Here is a 23250-nt window from a genome sequence, read left to right on the forward strand (position 1 = left end):
AGAACCTTAGAGCCTTAAAAAAATGTACGAACCAATATTTGCCCTTTTTTGTGAACGAGTTAAAGAAAGCATCCAGGCAGGAACTTTCGCCAAACTGACTTTGGCCAAAACGATGGGCGATACGGAGATTAAGAATATCTATTTTCGTTTAGTTTTAAATGAAGATAATACGTTCTCCATTTCATTGACTTCTCGTTATAAAACAGAAGAAATCGAAAGCATTCACACTTTAGATGAAGCGTTGTTGGTTTTAGGTTCATATATCAAAAAACCATTTCTAACTGCACTTTTGTTTACTACAGATAATGACGTTACTTTCAAAGTAAATAAAAAGAATGCTGGAAGTATTATTGAGCAGCCGCCTACATTTAAAAACGCGTCGCCGGTGATGTTGGAAATGATTGAAAAAGGAATTGTTTAAATAATAATTTTAGGCAAACATATCTGATTTGTCAGACTGAGCGAAGTCGAAGCCCCGTTTGCTGAATCACTTTGCTGGACTTCGACTTCGCTCAGTCTGACAAAAGAATAAAATCTTAGTGTATCTCCGCGAAACTTCTTCGTGAATCTCTGCGGAATAACCAGCTAAACCAGCTTCACAAACAAATTAGAAGCAATTTTATTCGAAATAGACAATTCCTTTCCGGCGACCTTGATTTTTACTGATAAATCGAAAGATTCTTTAGAAAGAAATTCAATTTTAGAACCCAAAGCAATTCCTTGTTTATCGAGATATTTTAGGAATTCTGAAGAAGTATCTTTTACACCAACACAAACTCCGGTTTGATTCTCTGATAATTCAGAAAGCAGTTGTTTTTCAATTTTAATAATTCGGCCGTTAGCATCCGGAATTGGGTCACCATGCGGATCTTCAGTAGGATTTCCTAAAAAATCATCCAAACGGTTAATTAACTGCTCAGATTTGATATGTTCTAACTGCTCTGCAATATCATGAACTTCATCCCAGCTGAAATTTAGTTTCTCTACCAAAAACACTTCCCATAAACGATGCTTTCTAACAATCATTTTAGCGGCCAGTTTTCCGTTTTCGGTTAAAGAAACCCCTTGGTATTTTTTATAATTAACCAAATCTTTCTCTGCCAGTTTTTTCAGCATATCCGTTACAGACGAGGCCTTTGTTTCCATTATTTCTGCAATGGCGTTCGTGCTGACTTCAGTTTCTAAAGCTGCAGTTAAGTGATATATAGATTTTAGATAATTTTCTTCTGAGAAAGTCATTCGATTTTAGATTTTAGAGTGTTGATTTTAGATTTTAGATTGAGGGAAAATCTTTGTCACTTTGTACCTCTGAACCTTTGTCTCTCTAAAAAGAACTATTTTTTAACAATCAACAAAGGTATTGAAATTTTATGTCTCAATTTATCTACCGTAGTGCCAAAAAGAATATCTTTCAATCCAGTATGGCCGTGAGTTCCCATAACGAGAATGTCAAAATTTCCTTCGTTTATAATCTTCGGAATTACTTTGGTTGGTTTTCCAAAACCGAGTTCAGTTTTAATTTTAAAACCCTTCTTCGAAAGCATATCCTGATATTCTAATAATAATTTTTTGTCGATTGTAGTTTCATAGTCGTGTACCTGAACTCCGTACATTAATGCACCAACAGTTTCTACAATATGGATTAGGGTATATTGTGTGTCGATTCCGCCTAATTCAAAAGCCTGGTTCAGTGCCGCTTCATCGGCATGTGAAAAATCTACTGAAATCGCTATGTTTTTTAAGCTTTGATGTTCTTTTGGGGAAAACTGTAATTTTAAATTATGCGGAGAATGATTCACAAACTTCGATTTAGCTTTTACAATAAAAGGTTTGAACACAATATAAAGCAGTAATGCAGAAAAAGCAAGAGCAATCGGTACAACAGTAAGCCATAAAACTATCGGATTATTTGAATTTTCAAGCCATGAAGTAATTTCATCATAAACTAATTTCGCATTTAATGAAACAATAATCGAAGCAATAATCCAGGAAACAGCCTGAGTAGTCCTTGAAATATGAAAACCTTTCATTTTTGATTTATCACTCACAAAATGAATCAAAGGAATAATTGCAAATCCTAATTGCAGACTCAATATAACCTGACTTAAGATTAACAATTTTCCGGTTACACTTTCTCCATAAATCCAGATAACGATTAAAGCCGGAACAATAGCAATTAAACGTGTTATGATTCGGCGAACCCAAGGCTGAATACGTAAATGTAAATAACCCTCCATCACAATTTGTCCGGCAAGCGTTCCGGTTACAGTTGAACTTTGTCCCGCAGCGATCAAGGCAACAGCAAATAATATTGGCGCCCATTTTGTTCCTAGTAAAGGCTCCAGGAATTTATGCGCATCCTGAATCTCGGCAACTTCAAACATTCCGTTTTTGTGGAAAGTCGCAGCAGCCAGAATTAAAATGGCAGCATTTACAAAAAACGCCAGATTCAAAGCAATTGTAGAATCTATAAAATTGTATTTTAAAGCCTGTTTGATTCCGGCCGGACTTCGGTCGAATTTTCTGGTTTGAACCAAAGAAGAGTGTAAGTAAAGATTATGAGGCATTACAGTTGCCCCAATAATTCCGATTGCAATATATAAAGCAGCCGAATTTGGAATAGAAGGAACAAGTCCAGCAATAATTTTAGAAACTTCCGGTTCTGCAAAGATCATTTCGAAAATGAAAGAGAAACCAATAATGGCAACCAAAGCGATAATAAAAGCTTCCATTTTACGGATTCCTTTATTGATTAAGAATAATAAAAGGAAAGTATCTAAAACGGTAATCAAAACGCCTTCAAAAAGCGGAATTCCAAATAACAGATTAATCCCAATTGCCATTCCGAGAACTTCGGCCAAATCACAGGCTGCAATCGCAATTTCGGCTAGAAAGTATAAAATATAGTTAATGTATTTTGAATAGGTTTCTCTGGAAGCCTGCGCCAAATCGCGCTGTGTTACAATACCAAGCCTTGCGCTTAAACTCTGCAAAAGCAAAGCCATTAAGTTGCTCATTAATAAAACCCAGACTAAAGTGTAGCCAAACTGACTTCCGCCGGCAATATCTGTCGCCCAGTTTCCGGGATCCATGTATCCAACGCTTACTAAATATGCCGGACCTAAAAAGGCTAATATTTTCCTGAAACCTGTTTTTTTATGTTCTGTAGCAACCGATTGGTTAACTTCTTCTAATGATTTGGTCATTTTTAAAATATTGATTTACCAAATATATAGAAAAATTATATTCGCTCAACAATATTTTTAGACTTGTCTAAAACTTAAATGTTAGAATTCAAACATTTTGGGCATAATCCCGAAAGGGTGAAGTTTATTTCGTTTACTTTATAATTGTGGGGCATAATATAACTTGGCTTTACAGTTTCGAGACAAGTAATTTCATGGCAGTTCTCACAGCTAAAATGAGCATGGTTATGAATGTGTACTCTTTGATGCGAATGATTGCATTTTGCATATTTTACTGTACCGTCAAGATTCGAAATTTTATGAATGATATCGTCGTTAACCAAACGATCTAAAATTCTATAAATAGTAACACGATCGCAGACATTGTTCAATTGTTTTTGAATTTCGGTGTGGGACAGCGCCGTTTTCGATTTCTCAAAAACCTCTAAAACGGCTGTCTTTGCTGTAGTGTTACGTGTAACTTTCATTTTATTTTGAATTAAAAAATTTAACGCAACAATGTTGCAATTGATTTTTATATGTATATTTGCAACAAAATTGCATTAAGTAAATGTACAACAAATGAAGAAAATAACCTCATCCTTTTACGATATTTTAGGAATTTCAAGCGCGACGATCTGCCTGGTTCATTGTTTGATTTTTCCACTTTTAACAATCCTTCCTTTGGGCATAAGTCACAACCCAATTATCGATTTAGTATTTGCTTCGACAGGTTTATTTGCAATTCTCAAAATTACGAAAAAATCAAGTCTTTTGGTTTCGTTAATTTTGATTGTTTCAATGAGTTTAATCTGGATCAGTATTTTGACAGATTTATTCTTAGAGATTCATTTGGATCTCATTTATTTTGGCGGAATTGGAATGATTATCGGACATTTGATTAATTACAAATTACATAGAAAACAAAATCATTAAAAAGTATTAGTTATGGAACAAAAGAGTTTTGATGTGATTATCATTGGCGGAAGCTACAGCGGGTTATCTGCAGCAATGAGTTTAGGACGTTCTCTGCGTCAGGTTTTGGTTATTGACAGTGGTTTACCTTGTAACAGACAAACGCCGCATTCTCATAATTTTATTACGCAAGATGGTGAAAAGCCTGCTGTGATTTCGGCGAAAGCCAAATTACAAGTTGATCTTTATAAAACGGTTCATTTTTATAAAGGACTTGCAGTAAAAGCGTTCAGGAAAGAAAACGGATTTGAAGTTTCAACAGAATCCGGTGAAATTTTTAGTGGAAGAAAAATCCTGTTTGCAACCGGAGTTAAAGATCTGCTTCCCGAGATTAATGGTTTTGCAGACTGTTGGGGGATTTCGGTTTTACATTGTCCGTATTGTCATGGTTATGAAGTTAAAAATGAGAAAACAGCTGTTATTGCTAACGGTGAAATGGCATTTGATTTTGCAAAATTAATTTCGAACTGGACAAAAGATTTGAGATTATGCACGAACGGAAAATCAACTTTGACTTTAGAACAAACGGAAATACTTAAAAAACACAGTGTTCAAATTTTTGAAGAAGAAATAGATTCTTTTGACCACAAAGAAGGATACGTAGAAAACATCATCTTCAAAAATCAGGAAAAAGCTGCCGTAAAAGCTATTTATGCAAGACCGCCATTTGAGCAGCACTGCCCGCTGCCAGCGGATTTGGGCTGTGATATAAATGAACAAGGTTTGTTAAAAGTTGATTTTATGCAGAAAACAAATATTACAGGCGTTTATGCAAGCGGAGATTGTACTACACAAATGCGATCTGTAGTCATTGCGGTTTCTACAGGATCTTTTGCTGGAACCGTAATCAATAAAGATCTTATTGATGAGGATTTTTAACGGATGTATTTTTTAAACACATAGAGACATAGTTTTTATAGCTCTGAAAAGGCGTTTCACTTGCATTAACAAACATGGCTATGTGTGAAAGTTAGCTTTTTTGAAACTCTTAATTCAGTCCAAAAAAAAATCTATGTTTCTATGTGTTAAAATAGAAATATAACATATTGACATAAATAAAGTTATAAATTTCTAAATTTAAAGTAAATATTTGTCAAATTTAATTTTTAGTTTTGTCTAAAATTAATTTTACCATGATGAAAAATTCAATTTGGATATTGATATTATTTAACTTACATTTTTCTTTTGCTCAGGAAACCTCGAAAATATCTGGTTTTATAACTGGCAACGGACAAAAATTACAAGCCGCAAATGTTCAACTATTGGGAACAAAACAAAAAACAGTTTCAGATAGTTTAGGTTACTATGTTTTTGAAAATGTTGCTATTGAAGATGGAAAAATTCAAGTAGCCTCGACAGGATTTAAACCCGTGACCCAAAGATTTTCAATTACAAAAGGACAAAATCTCAATCTTGATATTGATTTAGAAGACAATGAAAACCAGCTTAACGAAGTAGTAGTTTCGGGAACTTTAAAACCGGTGAAACGTTTAGAAAGTGCCGTTCCGGTTGAGGTTTATTCGCCGGTTTTTTTCAAAAAAAATCCAACGCCTAGTATTTATGATGCACTTCAAAATATAAACGGTGTTCGACCGCAGCTTAATTGCGGTGTTTGTAATACGGGTGATATTCATATTAATGGACTCGAAGGTCCTTATACATTAGTTTTGATTGATGGAATGCCAATTGTGAGCAGTCTTTCAACGGTTTATGGTTTATCTGGAATTCCCAATTCTTTAGTGGAACGTATAGAAATTGTAAAAGGGCCTGCTTCTTCTCTTTACGGGAGTGAGGCTGTTGGGGGATTGATCAATATTATCACCAAAAACCCAACAAATGCCCCAATGTTTTCTGCGGATTATTTTACAACTACTTATTTTGAAAATAATCTTGATTTGGGAATGAAATTTAATGTCGGCAAAAAAGCGACTTCTCTTTTAGGGATTAATTATTTCAATTATGATCTGGTCGTTGATAAAGACAACGATAATTTTACAGATGTTACGCTTTCTGACCGTATTTCGATTTTTAATAAATGGAGTTTCCAGCGAAATAATAATCGGCTGTTTACGATTGCTGCACGCGGAATGTATGAAGACCGCTGGGGCGGCGATGTTCGATGGGAGAAGAAATATCGTGGCGGAGATGAAATTTACGGCGAAAGTATTTATACCAAAAGAGGAGAATTAATAGGAAGTTACCAATTGCCGTTTGAAGAAAAACTGATGCTTTCTTTTTCTGGAAATGTGCATTATCAAGACAGCCGATACGGAACAACATCGTTTATTGCGAATCAAAAAATAGGCTTCCTGCAATTGACTTGGGATAAAAAGATTGGACGTAATGATTTACTTGCCGGAATTGCGAATCGATATTCGTATTATGACGATAATACTCCGGCAACAAAAGATGCTGAAAGTACCTGGTTACCGGGAATTTTTGTTCAGGATGAAATTACATTTTCACCAAAGAGCCAGGTTTTGCTGGGAGCGCGCTACGATTATAATTCGATTCACGGTTCGATTTTTACCCCAAGATTTGCATATCGCTTTAAAGCAAACGATAATACGATTTTCAGATTAAATGCCGGAACTGGATTTCGCGTTGTGAATTTATTTACCGAAGATCACGCTGCACTTACGGGCTCACGGGAAGTTGTAATTAAAAATGATTTGAAACCCGAACAATCTGTAAATGTAAACTTGAATTATATTCAGAAAATAAACCTTAATAACGGAACTTTTATCGGAATTGAAACGACGGCTTTTTATACTCGTTTCAGCAATAAAATTATTTCAGATTATGAAACAGATCCTAATAAAATCATTTATGATAATATTGATGGCTATGCTATCAGTCAGGGAATCAGCACAAATGTAGATGTTAATTTTACTAATGGTTTAAAGTTTATTCTGGGTGCTACGGTTTTAGACAATAAAAATGTTCAGGACGGAATTTCTGAAAGGCCTTTTCTAACGGAAAATTTCACAGGAACCTGGAGTGTATCTTATAAAATAGAGCCATGGAATTTACTATTGGATTATACCGGAAATGTTTACAGCCCGATGAAACTGCCTTTGTTGAATGAATACGATCCGAGAAATCCTAATTCGCCTTGGTACAGTATTCAGAATATTCAATTTACCTATGCAGGCTGGAAGAATTTCGAACTTTACGGCGGAATCAAAAATTTGCTGAACTTTACTCCAAAACAGAATAATCCGTTTTTGATTTCGAGAACAAATGATCCTTTTGATAAAAATGTACAATATGATTCGGCTGGAAAAGTCATGGTTACGCCAGATAATCCATACGGATTAACTTTTGACACAACGTATGTTTATGGGCAAAATCAGACTATTCGCGGGTTTATAGGATTACGATATACTTTGAGGTAAATTTATGAACCGCAGATTATATAAAAATATAAATTGAAATAATGCAATTCATAATTAAACTGGACTGAAGTCCAGCTCTACAATATGAATCGAGCCTATGGCTCTTTAAGTTCCAACGGAACGAACTATATTGTAGAGCTGGACTTCAGTCCAGTTTAATGATACGAAAGATATATAATCCGTTCAATCTGTGAAATCTGCGGGCCAAAAAACAACAACATGAAAAAGCTATTTATAATATTCCTCTTCTTCGGAATAACTTCAACAGGATTCGGCCAATTAAAAAGCAGAACTTTTGAGGAAGTAGATAGTTTACTGCAAATTCAAAAACAAAAAATCATCGTTTTTATTCATACCGATTGGTGTCAGTTTTGCCAGCGAATGAAAACTACGACGTTTAAAAATCAGGAAATTATCGAAAAACTAAACACAGATTTCTATTTCATTGATTTTAATGCCGAAGAAAAACGAGATATTACTTTTAATAATCAGGTGTTTAAATATAAACCTACTGGAAATAATGTGGGCGTTCATGAACTGGCTTTGCAGCTTGGAACCATCAATAATCAAATTGTATATCCGGTTTTGTGTGTTCTCAATGAAAAAAACGAAATAATACTACAGTACAACAACTATTTAAGCCCAAAGGATTTTAAACTTCTTTTAGAAAAACTGAAAGAATAAATTTTCTTATTTTTGAGAATGAATTCTTCGCAAATTAAACACTACGATTACATTTTTACCGGAACAGGCCTTGCGTCTTTAATGACTATTTATAAAATGGTTTTGTCTGGAAAACTCAGTGACAAATCTATTTTGCTTTTAGATCAGGATTCGAAGAAAATAAACGACAGAACCTGGTGTTTTTGGGAAAAAGAAAATTTAGTATGGAGTTCTGTTATTTCTAAAAAATGGGATTTAGCTTTATTTGCCAATGAAGGCTTTAAACGTAATTTGATGTTGAAGCCTTATCAATACAATAAAATTAGAGGAATTGATTTTTATAATTTTGTTTTTGAAGAAATTTCAAAACATTCGAATATTACTTTTCTAAACGAAAAAATAACTGATATCAACGAACTCGAAACTCATGTTTTTGTTGGTACTGTAGAAAATAGATATACCAGTAATTATTTATTCAACAGCATTTATACTAAGGCTTTCGCCGAAGGTCAAAACAAATATCCCGTTTTGCAGCAGCATTTTTTAGGCTGGTTTATAAAAACTGAAAATGAAGCTTTTAATCCGGATGAAGTTGTTTTCATGGATTTTTCGGTGGAACAAAAAGGCAATACAAGATTTATGTATGTTCTGCCTGTTTCTACAACAGAAGCTTTGGTAGAATATACTTTGTTTTCAGAAAAGCTGCTTACGGAAGAAGAATACGAAAATGAAATTCAGAAGTATTTAAAAAAACTGGGAATTCGGCATTATGAAATTATAGAAAAGGAGCAGGGAAGTATCCCGATGACGTGTTATCCATTTTGGAAGAAAAACACCAAAAGAGTTTTAAACATTGGAACTGCCGGCGGATGGACAAAAGCAAGTACAGGTTATACTTTTAAAAACTCAGATAAAAAATCTTCAGAATTAATAAAATTTCTTTGTGATAATACTTCTCCCAAAACTTTGGGATTGCTCAATATGAAATCGTTTCATAAAAAAAGCCGATTCTGGTTTTATGATTTATTGCTTTTAGATATTCTGCATCGCCATAATGAACTAGGAAATTCTATTTTTTCATCTTTGTTCAAAAAAGGAAAACCAAAATTGATTTTCAAATTTTTAGATGAAGAAACAAGTTTGTTTGAAGATTTTCAAGTGATTTTAAAATGTCCGAAAAGACCTTTTATAAAAGCATTGTTCCGAATTTTATTCAGATAAAAATGTTTGGGCGAAGAATCTGCCTAAAGCTGTAAAACCTGAGTGCTGTTTCCTTCTTAAATTTTTTTATCGCAAAAAGTAGTGGATACTTTGAAAACCGTAATCTGAATCATGATTTGATTACATAAAAAATACCTTATTTTTTTATTTTAATAACTTTTTGAAGCGATTCAAAAGGTATGATGCCATTAATTTTGTATTTGAAAAATAACACGAAATCCATTCACAAATAACCTGTAAAAAACGGACAAAAAAGAATGAACAAAAAGCTATGAAAAATAACTTAGGCTTGATATGATCGGTTATTTACGATAACAAATTAATTGGTAGGAATATGGGAACTGCGAAACGTTTAAAATTTGATATAGAAACAGAGGCGATTGGGAAGATTTGCAAAGCACTTGGTCATCCTGCAAGAATTCAAATTATGACTCTTTTATGGAGAAAAGATAATAGAACCTGTGGCGAAATTGTTGACTTAATTCCGTTGGCACAATCAACAATATCCAAGCACTTGCTGGAATTAAAAAAAGCAAGTCTGGTAAATATAAAAAACGAAGGAAAAAAAACAATTTACTCTATAGAAGTCGATAAAATACAAATACTGAAAAAGTATTTGACCAATTATCTTTCAACCATCGAAATTGCGGAACAAAATAAATCGACTGTTTTAACAACCAGACATAAGAGAGGCAAAAACAGTCATTTGAAACAATACAATTATCAATTCCCTGATAAAAAAATAAAACAAGTAGCTGTTTAATAGTCTTACATACTGCAATGGACAAAATAGGGAAGACCTTAGAAGGTTCTAAGATATTCTGTGCGATTTAAAATTTAATATCGAACTATAACAAAACTTTATACTTCAAATTAAGTAGTTGCGAGTAAACTTTGTAACTTTGCAGTTCAGAAGTAAAAATTTAAAAGAACAAGAATATGTATCCACTAGAAATGGTAAAACCAATGGAAGCTGAATTAACAGCTGCCGGGTTTCAAGATTTACATAGTGCCGAAGCTGTTGAGAATGCTATCAAAGCCGAAGGTACCACTTTAGTTGTTGTAAACTCTGTTTGCGGATGCGCTGCAAGAAATGCACGTCCGGGAGCAAAAATGAGTTTAGAAGGGGCTAAAAAACCAGATCACCTTATTACAGTTTTTGCTGGTGTTGACAAAGAAGCAGTTGATGCCGCAAGACAGCATATGTTTCCTTTTCCTCCTTCATCGCCATCTATGGCTTTGTTCAAAAACGGAGAATTGGTTCACATGTTAGAACGTCACCACATCGAAGGCCGCCCAGCTGAATTAATTGCTGAGAACCTGCAAGATGCGTTTAATGAATTCTGTTAATTTTTAAGTTACTAAGGTTCTGAGATACTGAGATTCTAAGATTTTAGGTTCAAAGAGGCAAAGGTACAGAGGTACAAAGATTAAAAAGAGGGCTGTTTCAATTTTGAAACAGCCCTCTTTTCATTTTATATATTTCCTTGTTCCGCAGGAACATTTTATCAGTAGAAAATTATATTGTTATCATTATTTTACGTTCCGCAGGAACGTTTGGTTTTGATATCATTTTTTTATAATCTAACAAGATCAAACGTTCCTACGGAACGCAGATGTGGGTGATTCCTATTTTTTTTCTACCGATGAAACATTCCTACGGAATGATAACCTGATATAAAAAAGAAAAAGATAAACTTCTATTAGAAATGTTGAGAAACCTTAGAATCTTAGCATCTCAGAACCTTAGCAACTTTAAAAAAATCAATTCCATCCTCCGCCCAATGCTTTATACAACTGAACCATTGAACTTAATTGTTTTTGGGTTAATTGCGAAAGACTTAATTGCGCTTCAAACAAAGATCTTTGAGCGTCCAGAACTTCCAGATATGAAACATAACCATTGTAATATCTTGCGTTTGAAAGATCATAGTTTTTTTGTGCGGCTACAACCTGTCGGTTTCGGGCAGTCCATTCTTCTTTGAACATTGCCACGTTTTGAAGGGAATTTTCTACTTCAGAAATGGCCGTTAAATATGTTTTCTGGAAATTGAATTTTGCTTCTTCGGCCAATTGGCGGTTTACATCAACGCGGCGTTTGTTTTTTCCGAAGTTGAAAATTGGACCCGTAACTCCTCCGCCAACATTTTGCATATAAGAACCATCGTTAAATAAATCACCTACCATAACGCTGGTAAAACCTGCAACGGCAGCAATATTAAAAGACGGATAACGCAATGCCTGCGCAACACCAATTCTTTCATAAGCTGCTTTGTATAAATATTCCTGACGTTTTACATCGGGCCTGTTTTCTAATAAAGCCGATGGAACTGAAGTAGGGAAAGTCGTTAAAATCAATAATTCGCTATTCGTTTTCCCACGCTGAATGGGCTGCGGAACTTGCCCTACCAAAATAGAAATTGAATTTTCCAGAGCCGTAATCTGTCTTTTGATTAACGGAATATTCGCTTCGGCAATCGCGACTTGCTGTTCAATTTGAACTTTATCCAATTCAGCAACATAACCGCTTATAAAACGTTCGTTAATAATGTCGTACGCCTTTTGTCTGGTTTCCAAAGTATGTGTCGTAATCTCCAATTGATTGTCGAAATCACGCAATTCAAAGTAAGAAATGGCAATAGTGCTGACAATATTCGACAGAATCACTTTTCGGGCTTCATCGGTGGCTAAAAGCTCGTTTTGCAAAGCTTTATTTTGATGACGGTATTTTCCCCAAAAATCCAGTTCCCAAGACATATTGGCTAATGCCGATGATGGCTGCATAATCGTTTCGGCACTATTTACCTGACCAGAATATTGAAAAGCAGGAAATAAATCGGCTTTTGCGATTCCGAGATTAGCTTTTGCCTGTTCTAAACGCGCCAAAGCAATTTTAAGATCATAATTGTTTTGAATTCCTTTTTCTATCAGGCCAATCAAGACATCATCGTTAAATATCGATGACCATTTTATGGTTGTAACAGATTTTGTTGTGTCTCTGGATTGATCGCCAAAACGGAAAGTATCTGCCTGAGGTTGTTCGGGTTTAACATATTTTGGCCCAACCATGCATCCGTAAGGAAAAACAACCATCAAAAATAACACTAAAAGTATTTTTAGATTTTTCATTTTTCTTCCTCTTTAGGTTCATCGATTTTCTCAGATTTTTTCTTTCCGAATGTTTCAATAAATACAAATAACACCGGAATCAAACAAACACCTAAAACGGTGGCGACCAGCATTCCGCTAAAAACAGTCATTCCCATTACTTTTCTGGCTTGAGCTCCGGCTCCGCTTGCAGTTAACAACGGAACAACTCCCAAGATAAAAGCAAAAGCCGTCATTAAAATCGGTCTAAAACGTAATTTAGCAGCGTACAATGCGGCTTCTTTAACCGGCATTCCTTTTTCATATTCTTCTTTGGCAAATTCTACGATCAAAATAGCATTTTTGGCTGCGAGACCAATCAGCATTACAAGACCAATTTGAGCAAAAACATTATTTACATAATCGGGACTTAATAATCGACAGAGATATAAGCCGAGGAAAGCACCAAAAACAGCAAAAGGAGTTCCGAGTAAAACGCTGAAAGGTAATTTCCAGCTTTCGTATTGTGCAGCAAGAATTAGAAACACGAAAAACAACGCCATGATAAAAACCGTATTTCCTTTTCCTTCGGCTTGTTTTTCCTGATAACTCATATTTGCCCATTCATAACCCATTCCGGCCGGGAGAACTTTCGCAGCGGTTTCCTGTAATGCAGTCATGGCTTCCGCCGAAGTAAATCCGGGAGCGGGCGTTCCTCCAATTTCGGCCGCACGATACAAGTTAAAACGAGTTGTAAATTCTGGCCCGCTTTCTTTGCGGATTGCAGCAATACTCGTAATAGGAATCATTTTATTATCCCGACTTCGGACAAAGATTTTATTAATGTCTTCGGGATTTACAGTAAAACTTGGATCTGCCTGAAGCAAAACAATATACTGTCGCCCAAATTTATTGAATTCATTTATGTATTGTCCGCCCAAACTGGCACCAATGGCAAGATTGACATCGGATAAAGAAAGGTTTAGTTCTGATACTTTTTCCCGATCAATATCAAGGCTAATCTGCGGAACATTTGGGTTGAAGGTCGTTCGAATGGTTCCTATTTCGGGTCGTTTTTTTGCTTCTGCCATAAATTGCTGTGCATTCTGGAAAAGATACTGCGGAGTATTTCCTTCTTTATCCTGAAGCATCATCGAGAATCCGGCAGCGTTTCCAATTCCGGTAATCGGCGGAGGCCCAAAAGCAAAAACAGTAGCTTCGGGTATTCCGAAAACCACTTTTCCGTTGACTTCTTTCAAAATTTGAAAAACATCTTGTTCGCGTTCTTTCCATTCTTTTAAGGCAACGAAGAAAAATCCGTTATTGGTTGCCACCGAGTTTTTAATTAAACTAAAACCAGCAACCGAAGTATAATATTCAACACCTTGATTTTTAGATAAAATGTGTTCTACTTTTTGAATGACTTTACTGGTTCTTTCTAAAGAAGAAGCACCGGGAAGTTCAATATTGACAAACATATAACCTTGGTCTTCTTCGGGAACAAATCCACCCGGAATTTTTCCTCCCAAAAGAATAATAGCCCCAACTACAATTCCGATAAAAATTAAACTTCGGGCTGTTTTTTTAATTAAATATCCTGAAAATCCTGTGTATTTATTGGTAAAAGCACCAAACTTAACATTAAACCATTTGAAGAATTTTCCGAGCCAGCCTTTCGTTTCCTGATTGGGTTTTAGCAAAAGAGAACATAAAGCCGGACTTAAAGTCAAAGCACTTAATGCAGAGAAAATCACTGAAATAGCAATTGTAATTGCAAATTGCTGATACAATCTTCCAGTAATTCCAGGGGTTAAAGCAACAGGAATAAAAACGGCTGTTAACACAATCGCAATTGCAATTACCGGCCCCGAAACTTCGCGCATTGCCTGATTTGTAGCTTGACGAGGAGACATTCCCTGCTCAATGTGATGCATTACGGCTTCAACAACCACAATGGCATCGTCGACGACAATCCCAATGGCGAGTACTAATCCTAATAGGGAAAGTACATTTATAGAAAATCCGAGTAACGGGAAAAGCATAAATACCCCAATCAAAGAAACAGGAACGGTTAAAAGCGGGATTAAGGTCGCACGCCAGTTTTGCAGGAATATAAAAACTACCAGAATTACCAGAATAATGGCTTCGACCAAAGTATGCATGATTTCGCTGATTCCTTCTGAAATGGCCAAAGTCGTGTCTAAAGAAACGGCATATTTTAAATCCTGAGGAAATCTTTTGCTGAGCTGTTCAATTGTATTTTTTACATTTTCGGCAACTTCAAGAGCGTTGGAACCCGGCATTTGTTTGATTCCGATAGTTCCTGCGGGATTCCCGTTGAGTTTGGCAATTGATGCATAACTTTCGGTTCCGAGTGTTACGGTTCCAACATCTTTCAATCGAACCTGCTGATTGCTGATGTTTGATTTTAAAATGATGTTTTCAAAATCTTCGGGATTTACCAAACGATCTTTCAGCATTACGTTATAGGTGAATTCATTGTTTTCGGTTGCTGGCGGAGCGCCAAATTTTCCTCCTGGTGCAATGGCATTTTGTTCTTGGATTGATCGTATAATATCGGGAACCGTTAAGTTGTATTTGGCCATGATATCGGGCTTGACCCAGATTCGCATGGCATAATTACTTCCTCCGTAAAGGGTAACTTCTCCAACACCTTTGATACGGGCGAGTGCATCTACAATGTTGATGCTCGCATAATTGGTCAAAAAGTTGTTGTCGAAAGTTTTGTTTGGAGAATACAAAGATAAAATCAACATGGGCATTGATAATGACTTTTTGGTTGTAACTCCGGTTGTTTTTACATCATTTGGGAGTTTGTTGGTGGCTTCGGCAACTCTGTTTTGGGTTAACATTGTGGCATTGTCCAGATCTGTTCCCATATCAAAAGTGATCGAAAGGGTCATACTTCCGTCACCTGTATTGGTCGACTGCATGTAAAGCATATTTTCAACACCATTTACTTTTTGTTCGATGGGTGTTGCAACGGCTTGTTCAACATTTAGTGCGTTGGCTCCACGGTAGCTTGTAGAAACCTGGACTAATGGCGGTGCAATTTCAGGATATTGTGCAATGGGTGTTGACAGGATCGAAAGTCCTCCAATAAGAACAATAAATATGGAAAGTACGATAGCAACGATTGGTCGTCTTACAAAGAAATTATCCATAGTTTAATTGTTTAGAGATGATGCAATTTGCTTTTTATCTTTATCGGCTACGTAAGGAACCGGGACAACAGTTGATCCAGGCTGAATAAACTGATTGCCAATAATGGCGACTTTTTCGTTGGGCTTTAAACCTTTAGTAATAATCCAGTCGACACCAATTTTCTGTCCAACTTCGACCATTCGGGTTTGAATGGTGTTTTTATCGTCAATAATAGAAACCTGAAAAAGCCCTTGAATTTCGGTTACAGCTTTTTGAGGAACCACAATGGCATCTTTTTGAGTTCGAAGTAAAACGCGAACTTTAGCAAATTGTCCGGATCGTAAAGTTCCGTCCGGGTTGGGAAATTGTGCCTCAATGGTTACGGTTCCTGTTGTTGGGTCTATTTTGGTGTCGGAAAAATTGAGACTTCCTTTGTATGGATGTGTACTTCCGTCAGAAAGTATTAATGCAAGATCCGTAATTCGCTCTCCGTCTTTGACTTGTTTTTGATATTGCAAGTAATTGGATTCGCTAACTGTAAACTGAACTCTGACTTTTTCTAGTTTTGAAACGGTATTTAATTTAGAGTCGTTTCCAATTTTGGTAATATAGTCTCCTAATCTGGCATTTGAAAGACCAATAACGCCGTCGATTGGGGATTGAATATTGCAGTAACTTCTTTCTATCTGCTGATTTCGTAAACTTGCCTGAATGCTGTTTAAGTTAGATTTTGCTGCTTTGTCTTTGGCTACAGCCGCATCTAATTCTCTTTTACTAACGGCATTCATATCTGCAAGCGGCCGAATTCTTTTTAATTCTTCTTCGGCATTTACAACATTGCTTTGTGCTGCAGCTACCTGGCCGCGCACTTGTTCCACTTTTGTATCGTATTCCAGCGGATCAATGGTGTATAATAATTGTCCCTTTTTAACTCGTTGACCTTCTTTAAAATGAATTCCGGTTAAAATTCCATCAACTCTGGCGATTAATTCAATGTCTAAATCTCCAAAAGTCTGTCCGGCAAAATCTTTATAGATGGGGACATCTTCACTTTTAACAGTTACGAACGGTGCCTGCATGGGAGGCGGGGCTTTCTTTTCTTCTTTTTTGCAAGAGCTGAAGATGGTTAAAAATAAAAGAATTGGGAAGAGTGGTTTGGGTAGTTTTAAAGCATTCATAATCATAAATGTTAAAATTGTGCTTTATAAATGTAAGAAATATTTTGTAACGTATTGATAAACAATGTTTGTTTTTTAGCAGCGGAATAAATCTGTAAAGCAAAATAATGGGATTTAGAATCTGTAAGAAAAAATGAAATGAACTTATATTACCTATATGGTTCAAAACTGGTGCTTTTTAATTGTTTTAAAATTGCAAAGAAAAGCCTACCTTTGCGCCCGAATTCGCTCAGAAAAATAGAATTCGATTATATATTCTTAACTTAAAACTGTTTATAGCATGCAACTGTATAACACTTTGAGCGCAGAAGAAAGAGCTGTCATGATCGATGATGCAGGTAAACAACGTCTTACGTTGTCTTTCTATGCGTATGCCAAAATTGAAGATCCCAAAAAATTTCGCGATGATTTATTCCTAGCCTGGAACGCACTTGATGCTTTAGGCCGAATTTATGTTGCCAATGAAGGAATAAATGCTCAAATGAGTATTCCTGCCGAAAATTTGGAGGCTTTTAGAGCAACTCTTGAAGTTTATGATTTCATGAAAGGCATTCGTTTAAATGAAGCTGTAGAACATGATGATCATTCCTTTTTAAAATTAACTATTAAAGTGCGTCATAAAATCGTTGCCGACGGTTTGAACGATGATACTTTTGATGTAACAAATATTGGCGTTCACTTGAAAGCCAAAGAATTCAACGAGATTTTAGATGATCCAAATACGATTGTTGTTGATTTTAGAAATCACTACGAAAGTGAAGTGGGACATTTTAAGAATGCGATTACTCCAGATGTTGAAACTTTTAGAGAAAGTTTACCAATAATTAACGAACAGCTTCAAAACCATAAAGAAGATAAAAATCTGGTAATGTATTGTACCGGAGGGATTCGCTGCGAGAAAGCAAGTGCTTATTTTAAACACCAAGGCTTTAAAAATGTGTTTCAATTAGAGGGAGGAATTATCAATTACGCCAAACAGCTTAAAGAAGAAGGTTTAGAAAGCAAATTCATTGGTAAAAACTTCGTATTTGATAATCGTCTTGGCGAAAGAATCACCGATGATATTATTTCACAATGCCACCAATGCGGAAAACCTTGCGACAATCATACAAATTGCGAAAATGACGGTTGTCATTTATTGTTTATTCAGTGTGATGAATGTAAGGCTGTAATGGAAAACTGCTGTTCTACAGAATGTTTAGAGATTATTCATATGCCTTTGGTTGATCAGGTTCGTTTAAGAACCGGAAAACAAGTTGGAAATAAAGTATTCAGAAAAGGAAAATCTGAAAATCTAAAATTCAAACATTCAGGCGAATTGCCAAATACTGTATTGGCAGCAGCCGAAAAACCAGTTGATATTCGTCAGAAAGTAAAAGTGAAAAAAGTACTTCTTGGAAAAGCAGAGCATTATTATGTGAAAGCACAAGTTGGGCAATTTACTGTTGAAAATCAAGAGTTGAACGTTGGAGATAAAATCTTAATTTCTGGACCAACTACAGGTAATCAAGAATTGGTTTTAGACAAAATGATTGTTAATGAAGTTCAAGCTTCAACAGCAAAAATTGGTGATAAAGTTACTTTTGAGGTTCCTTTCAGAATTAGATTGTCTGATAAAATATACAAGATTTTAGATTGAATTTAATATGAGTGTTGCGGCATTTACGTTAAATTTTGATAATATAGAACAAAGCCCACGGTTTCAATCGTGGGCTTTTTTAATGATATACTGCGAATAATTTTTAAAATTAGACTATGATAAAAATCATAGGAATCTCATCTATACCCACATTATTTTTGTCATTTGAATAATAAATCAAAAATGACAGATACCAACAAAATCGAACTCATGTCTCCAGCCGGAGATTTTGAGTCACTACAGGCTGCACTAGATAATGGTGCAGATTCTATTTACTTTGGAGTTGAACAGCTTAATATGCGTGCACGTTCAACGGTGAATTTTACCATTGAGGATTTGAAAGAAATTGCGAATAGATGTGAGGCAAAAAAGGTTCGAAGCTATCTTACTTTAAACACGATTATTTACGATCACGATTTATCAGTTGTAAAAACATTATTGAATAAAACCAAAGAAGCCAATATTACGGCTGTAATTGCATCTGATCAGGCTGTAATTGCTATGGCACGATCAATTGGAATGGAAGTTCACATTTCAACCCAGCTGAATATAACGAATATAGAAACTATAAAATTCTACAGTTTATTTGCCGATACTATGGTTTTAAGCCGGGAATTAAGCTTACGTCAAGTAAAGAATATTGCGGCTCAAATTGAGAAAGAACAGATAAAAGGCCCAAACGGGAATTTAGTTGAAATAGAAATTTTTGGTCATGGAGCTTTATGCATGGCGGTTTCGGGAAAATGTTATTTGAGTTTGCACTCGCATAATTCATCTGCTAATCGCGGTGCGTGCAAACAAAACTGCCGAAAAAAATATACGGTTATCGATCAGGAAACTGGTTTTGAAATTGAATTGGATAACGAATACATGATGTCGCCAAAAGATTTATGTACGCTTGATTTCTTAGATCAGGTTATCGATTCGGGAATTCAGGTTTTAAAAATCGAAGGCCGCGGCCGTGCTCCAGAATATGTGGCAACCGTTATCAAAACGTATCGCGAAGCTATCGATGCATATTATAATGGCACATTTTCAAAAGAAAAAACCGCAGTTTGGATGCAGGCTTTAGAAACCGTTTACAATCGTGGATTCTGGTCAGGATATTATTTGGGCCAGGAATTAGGAGAGTGGAGTGATATTCCGGGATCTGCAGCAACGCAGAAAAAAGTTTATGTTGGAAAAGGAACGCACTATTTCCCAAAAGCCAATGTTGGCCAATTTAAAATTGAAGCTTATGACATCAAAATTGGAGATAAAATTTTGGTAACAGGACCAAGTACAGGCGCTCAGGAAATGATTATCGACAAAATGTTTGTAAACGATTTTGAAGCAGAAAAAGCAACAAAAGGTGACGATTGTACTTTTAAGCTTCCGTTTAGAATTAGAATGTCGGACAAATTATATAAAATCGTTGAGGCATAATGGTTATTGTTACTTTACAAAGAGATAAATGTATTGGTTGTAATTACTGTGTTGAGATGGATCCGGTTCATTTTCAAATGTCAAAAAAAGACGGAAAATCAGTTTTGATTCATTCTGTAAACGCAAAAGGATTTTTTACTTTAAAATCGCCTAATCATACAATTGTAGAAAGTTGTGAATTGGCAGCTAAGGCTTGCCCGGTAAAGATTATCACCGTTAAAGAGACTTAGAAAATAATATTACATAAAAAAAGAAAACCCATATTTCACTATTTTAAAATATGGGTTTTTAATATTTATTTCAACCAATCCTTTCATTTCTTTTTCGGATTGTTTGAACGGTGTGATTATTCTATAGTTGCAGAAGATTTAATCTGAATGTAATCGTGTTTATTTTCGACCTCTTTGTCTAGAAAAATAATATAATTGCTAAAATAGTTAGACAAATCCCGATCATTTATTATTTGCTGCTCTGCATTGTAAAATCGTGTTGAATGTATAAAACTTTCTAAATCAAGTGCTTTTTTAGATTTAAATTTGGGCCTGGTTTGCTCGTCAAATTCTTCAAAGAAAAATGTACCAGTCTTAGACTTGCCGCTGTCTTTTAATAAATACTTTTTTGGAGTAGTAGAAGGCTGGGTTTCATAGATGTATTTATTATCTAATTTAAAAAAAAGCGTATCCTTTCTTCTATTCTCAATAATTCTTGAATCTTTCTGTATAGGATAGTAAGAGATATATTCTAAACTTTTAGCTTGTATTAGTTCATTATTGCCAACGAAAAAAATCACGTATTTGTCTGTTAAAGAATCTTTTAGTTTCCACTTATCTACTATTTTATTAGAGTTTCCGTCATGATAAAACTTTCTGTTTTCAATATAATCTTTTATGGAGACTATGTTTTTGGGTTTGATGTCTTTTGTTGAAACAGAATCAGTATTAAAAAAAATATAACCATCTGTATTAGTCTGTCTAAACTGCATTTTTTCAAACGCCAGTTTCCTGTTGTAATTTTCATTCGACAGCTTTAATTCGATCGAAGGAGATAAGGTGTAATATTTATCAATACTAAAAAATAATGTATCTTTCTTATTGTCATTGACTTGAGCAGTCAAACTAACGAAAGGAAGTAATATTATAAATAAAAGAAATGTTTTCATGTTTAAAAAATCAATAATTATTGTCTTGGCCATAATACAATTTTGACAAGCGTACAAAGTTATTCCTAAATTTTTATTGGAGGAAGTATAACGTTTTAAAATTTATAAAATTGTAAGTTAAAGATTTCAAAATAAAACAATCAAAGTACGATTGATAATTCGATTACAATATTTTTGCTTAATAATCAGTTGTTTAGTCATTTAACATCCCTTTAGAACTAATCTGTAAATAGCCAAATAAAAAAAATACTATCTTTACCGATCAAACGTTTATGAACTTAAGCTGTGTTTTAGCAGCACTACATATATAATTATGGCATGTACAAGTTGTTCAACCTCAGATGGCGGCGCACCAAAAGGTTGTAAAAATAATGGGACTTGCGGCACCGACAGCTGCAATAAATTGACGGTTTTTGACTGGCTTTCTAACATGAGTCCGTCTAATGGAGAGGCGATTTTTGATTGTGTTGAGGTTCGTTTTAAAAACGGACGTAAGGAATTCTTTAGAAATTCAGAAAAATTAACTTTAAGTATTGGTGATATTGTAGCAACTGTTGCTTCACCGGGACATGATATTGGAATTGTTACTTTGACAGGAGAATTGGTCAAAATTCAAATGAAGAAAAAAGGAGTAAATCCTGATAGTAACGAGATTCCAAAAATTTACAGAAAAGCATCTCAAAAAGATATTGACATTTGGTCTGTAGCGCGTGATCGCGAAGAACCAATGAAAGTTCGCGCCCGCGAATTGGCGATTCAGCATAAACTAGAAATGAAAATTTCAGATATTGAATTCCAGGGAGACGGATCAAAAGCAACTTTTTACTATACTGCAAATGACAGAGTCGATTTTAGACTTTTAATTAAAGATTTTGCAAAAGAATTCAGCACCAGAGTTGAGATGAAACAAGTAGGTTTCCGTCAGGAAGCAGCTCGTCTGGGCGGAATTGGTTCTTGTGGCCGTGAACTTTGCTGTTCTACCTGGCTTACTGATTTTAGAAGTGTCAATACATCGGCAGCGCGTTATCAGCAATTATCATTAAATCCGCAAAAATTAGCCGGGCAATGTGGTAAACTAAAATGCTGTTTGAACTATGAGTTAGATACTTATATGGATGCATTGAAGGATTTTCCGGATTACGATACTAAATTGGTAACCGAAAAAGGAGATGCTGTCTGCCAGAAACAAGATATTTTTAAAGGATTAATGTGGTTTGCATACACTAATAATTTTGCCAACTGGCACGTTTTAAAAATTGATCAGGTAAAAGAAATTATAGCCGAAAATAAGCAAAAAAATAAAGTTTCTTCTTTAGAAGATTTTGCAATCGAAGTTACCTTAGAGCCTGAAAAAGACTTTAATAACGCAATGGGTCAGGAAAGTTTAACCCGTTTCGATCAGCCTAAAAGAAAGAAAAAACCAAACCGTAAACGCAAAAATACTGAAAACGCAGTTGCTGCAGCACCTGAAAAACCAAAACAGGCAAGTAATAATAACAATAATAAACCTGCTGGAGGAAATCCAAATCAGCAGCAGAATAAACAAAACAACCCAAATAAACCAAATCATAAGAACAAGCAGAATCCGAATAAAAACAACAATTCGAACAAGCCAAATTCAAATGAAAATAAACCAGCTGAACCTAGAAAACCTATAATTATCACAAAAAATGAGAATAAAAAATAGCGGGATTCTTCTTTTGGCAGCGATACTTCTTTTTTCGTGCGATAAAAAAAGAGTATTCGACGAGTACAAGTCTGTTGGAAGTGCCTGGCACAAAGACAGCGTTGTAACCTTTGACCTGCCCGTTTTAGATTCTACCAAAAAGTACAATTTGTTTGTAAATTTGAGAGATAACAACAATTATCCTTTCAATAATTTATTTTTAATTGTGGCTATGGAAACGCCAAGCGGTTTTACAAAAGTTGATACTTTAGAGTACCAAATGGCAAATCCGGACGGAACATTAATGGGAAATGGTTTTTCTGATATTAAAGAAAGTAAACTATACTACAAAGAAAATGTCAAGTTTAAAGGAAAGTACAAAGTTCATATCAAACAAGCAGTTAGAGAATCAGGTAAAATTCCTGGAGTCGAGACTTTAGAAGGTATTACAGACGTAGGTTTTAGAATAGAACAAAAAGATTAGAAAAA

Annotated in this window: 20 protein-coding genes; 13 read left to right on the plus strand and 7 right to left on the minus strand. The window is 35.1% G+C overall.

Annotated elements, in window-relative coordinates; genetic code table 11:
* Positions 1-22: 22 nt before the first annotated feature.
* Positions 23-421, plus strand: coding sequence for a hypothetical protein (locus LUU93_RS07525; protein WP_180856182.1), 399 nt, complete (start codon positions 23-25; stop codon positions 419-421).
* Positions 422-585: 164 nt separating this feature from the next.
* On the opposite strand, the gene LUU93_RS07530 is transcribed toward LUU93_RS07525, so the two are convergent.
* From LUU93_RS07530 to LUU93_RS07540, 3 genes are all read right to left on the minus strand, one after another.
* On the minus strand, positions 586-1239 hold the full coding sequence (locus tag LUU93_RS07530; protein WP_232679897.1) for a metal-dependent transcriptional regulator: 654 nt from the start codon (positions 1237-1239) through the stop codon (positions 586-588).
* Positions 1240-1334: 95 nt separating this feature from the next.
* Positions 1335-3206, minus strand: coding sequence for an Nramp family divalent metal transporter (locus LUU93_RS07535; RefSeq protein ID WP_232679898.1), 1872 nt, complete (start codon positions 3204-3206; stop codon positions 1335-1337).
* A gap of 74 nt (positions 3207-3280) precedes the next feature.
* Positions 3281-3673, minus strand: a complete 393-nt coding sequence (locus LUU93_RS07540) for a Fur family transcriptional regulator (RefSeq protein WP_232679900.1) — start codon at positions 3671-3673, stop codon at positions 3281-3283.
* Between the two features lie 94 nt (positions 3674-3767).
* Between LUU93_RS07540 and LUU93_RS07545 the strand changes: the two genes are divergently transcribed.
* The 7 genes from LUU93_RS07545 to LUU93_RS07575 all read left to right on the plus strand — a co-directional run bounded on the left by LUU93_RS07545 (position 3768) and on the right by LUU93_RS07575 (position 10792).
* Positions 3768-4121 carry a MerC domain-containing protein gene (locus LUU93_RS07545; protein WP_232679902.1) on the plus strand — a complete coding sequence of 118 codons (354 nt, stop codon included), beginning with the start codon at positions 3768-3770 and terminating at the stop codon, positions 4119-4121.
* A 12-nt stretch (positions 4122-4133) separates the two neighbouring features.
* Complete coding sequence (locus tag LUU93_RS07550; RefSeq protein WP_232679904.1) at positions 4134-5039, plus strand: NAD(P)/FAD-dependent oxidoreductase; 906 nt, start codon at positions 4134-4136, stop codon at positions 5037-5039.
* A 257-nt stretch (positions 5040-5296) separates the two neighbouring features.
* Positions 5297-7558, plus strand: coding sequence for a TonB-dependent receptor (locus tag LUU93_RS07555; protein ID WP_232680087.1), 2262 nt, complete (start codon positions 5297-5299; stop codon positions 7556-7558).
* 219 nt (positions 7559-7777) lie between these two features.
* Positions 7778-8242, plus strand: a complete 465-nt coding sequence (locus tag LUU93_RS07560; protein WP_232679906.1) for a thioredoxin family protein — start codon at positions 7778-7780, stop codon at positions 8240-8242.
* A gap of 18 nt (positions 8243-8260) precedes the next feature.
* Entirely contained in the window at positions 8261-9442 is a 1182-nt protein-coding gene (locus tag LUU93_RS07565; RefSeq protein WP_232679908.1) for a lycopene cyclase family protein, read from the plus strand.
* 334 nt (positions 9443-9776) lie between these two features.
* Positions 9777-10205, plus strand: a complete 429-nt coding sequence (locus LUU93_RS07570; protein WP_232679910.1) for an ArsR/SmtB family transcription factor — start codon at positions 9777-9779, stop codon at positions 10203-10205.
* Between the two features lie 176 nt (positions 10206-10381).
* Entirely contained in the window at positions 10382-10792 is a 411-nt protein-coding gene (locus LUU93_RS07575) for a BrxA/BrxB family bacilliredoxin (RefSeq protein WP_008465639.1), read from the plus strand.
* A gap of 414 nt (positions 10793-11206) precedes the next feature.
* Here the strand turns inward: LUU93_RS07575 and LUU93_RS07580 are convergent, their stop codons facing one another.
* From LUU93_RS07580 to LUU93_RS07590, 3 genes are read right to left on the minus strand one after another with little or no spacing between them, the layout of a single operon-like run.
* Positions 11207-12571, minus strand: a complete 1365-nt coding sequence (locus tag LUU93_RS07580; protein ID WP_232679912.1) for an efflux transporter outer membrane subunit — start codon at positions 12569-12571, stop codon at positions 11207-11209.
* Positions 12568-15714 carry an efflux RND transporter permease subunit gene (locus LUU93_RS07585; protein WP_232679914.1) on the minus strand — a complete coding sequence of 1049 codons (3147 nt, stop codon included), beginning with the start codon at positions 15712-15714 and terminating at the stop codon, positions 12568-12570. Before LUU93_RS07585 ends, LUU93_RS07580 begins: the two co-directional genes overlap by 4 nt.
* Before the next feature lie 3 nt (positions 15715-15717).
* Positions 15718-16872: an efflux RND transporter periplasmic adaptor subunit gene (locus LUU93_RS07590; protein WP_232679916.1), complete on the minus strand. Its 1155-nt coding sequence runs from the start codon at positions 16870-16872 to the stop codon at positions 15718-15720.
* Between the two features lie 280 nt (positions 16873-17152).
* Here LUU93_RS07590 and trhO point away from each other — a divergent pair, with 280 nt between their 5' ends.
* From trhO to LUU93_RS07605, 3 genes are all read left to right on the plus strand, one after another.
* On the plus strand, positions 17153-18511 hold the full coding sequence (gene trhO, locus LUU93_RS07595) for an oxygen-dependent tRNA uridine(34) hydroxylase TrhO (protein WP_232679919.1): 1359 nt from the start codon (positions 17153-17155) through the stop codon (positions 18509-18511).
* Between the two features lie 183 nt (positions 18512-18694).
* Positions 18695-19936, plus strand: coding sequence for a peptidase U32 family protein (locus LUU93_RS07600; RefSeq protein WP_232679921.1), 1242 nt, complete (start codon positions 18695-18697; stop codon positions 19934-19936).
* Entirely contained in the window at positions 19936-20166 is a 231-nt protein-coding gene (locus tag LUU93_RS07605) for a ferredoxin (RefSeq protein WP_042563582.1), read from the plus strand. The genes LUU93_RS07600 and LUU93_RS07605 overlap by 1 nt, the downstream gene beginning before the upstream one ends.
* Before the next feature lie 116 nt (positions 20167-20282).
* Here the strand turns inward: LUU93_RS07605 and LUU93_RS07610 are convergent, their stop codons facing one another.
* Entirely contained in the window at positions 20283-21095 is an 813-nt protein-coding gene (locus LUU93_RS07610; protein ID WP_232679923.1) for a hypothetical protein, read from the minus strand.
* 313 nt (positions 21096-21408) lie between these two features.
* Between LUU93_RS07610 and LUU93_RS07615 the strand changes: the two genes are divergently transcribed.
* Together LUU93_RS07615 and LUU93_RS07620 are read left to right on the plus strand one after the other, a co-directional pair.
* Positions 21409-22782 carry a PSP1 domain-containing protein gene (locus LUU93_RS07615; RefSeq protein WP_232679926.1) on the plus strand — a complete coding sequence of 458 codons (1374 nt, stop codon included), beginning with the start codon at positions 21409-21411 and terminating at the stop codon, positions 22780-22782.
* Positions 22766-23245 (plus strand): gliding motility lipoprotein GldH, encoded by a 480-nt coding sequence (locus LUU93_RS07620; protein ID WP_232679928.1) that lies wholly within the window; start codon positions 22766-22768, stop codon positions 23243-23245. The genes LUU93_RS07615 and LUU93_RS07620 overlap by 17 nt, the downstream gene beginning before the upstream one ends.
* Positions 23246-23250 lie beyond the last annotated feature (5 nt).

Origin of the sequence: Flavobacterium soyae (assembly GCF_021245985.1) — a bacterium.
Lineage (GTDB): Bacteria > Bacteroidota > Bacteroidia > Flavobacteriales > Flavobacteriaceae > Flavobacterium > Flavobacterium soyae.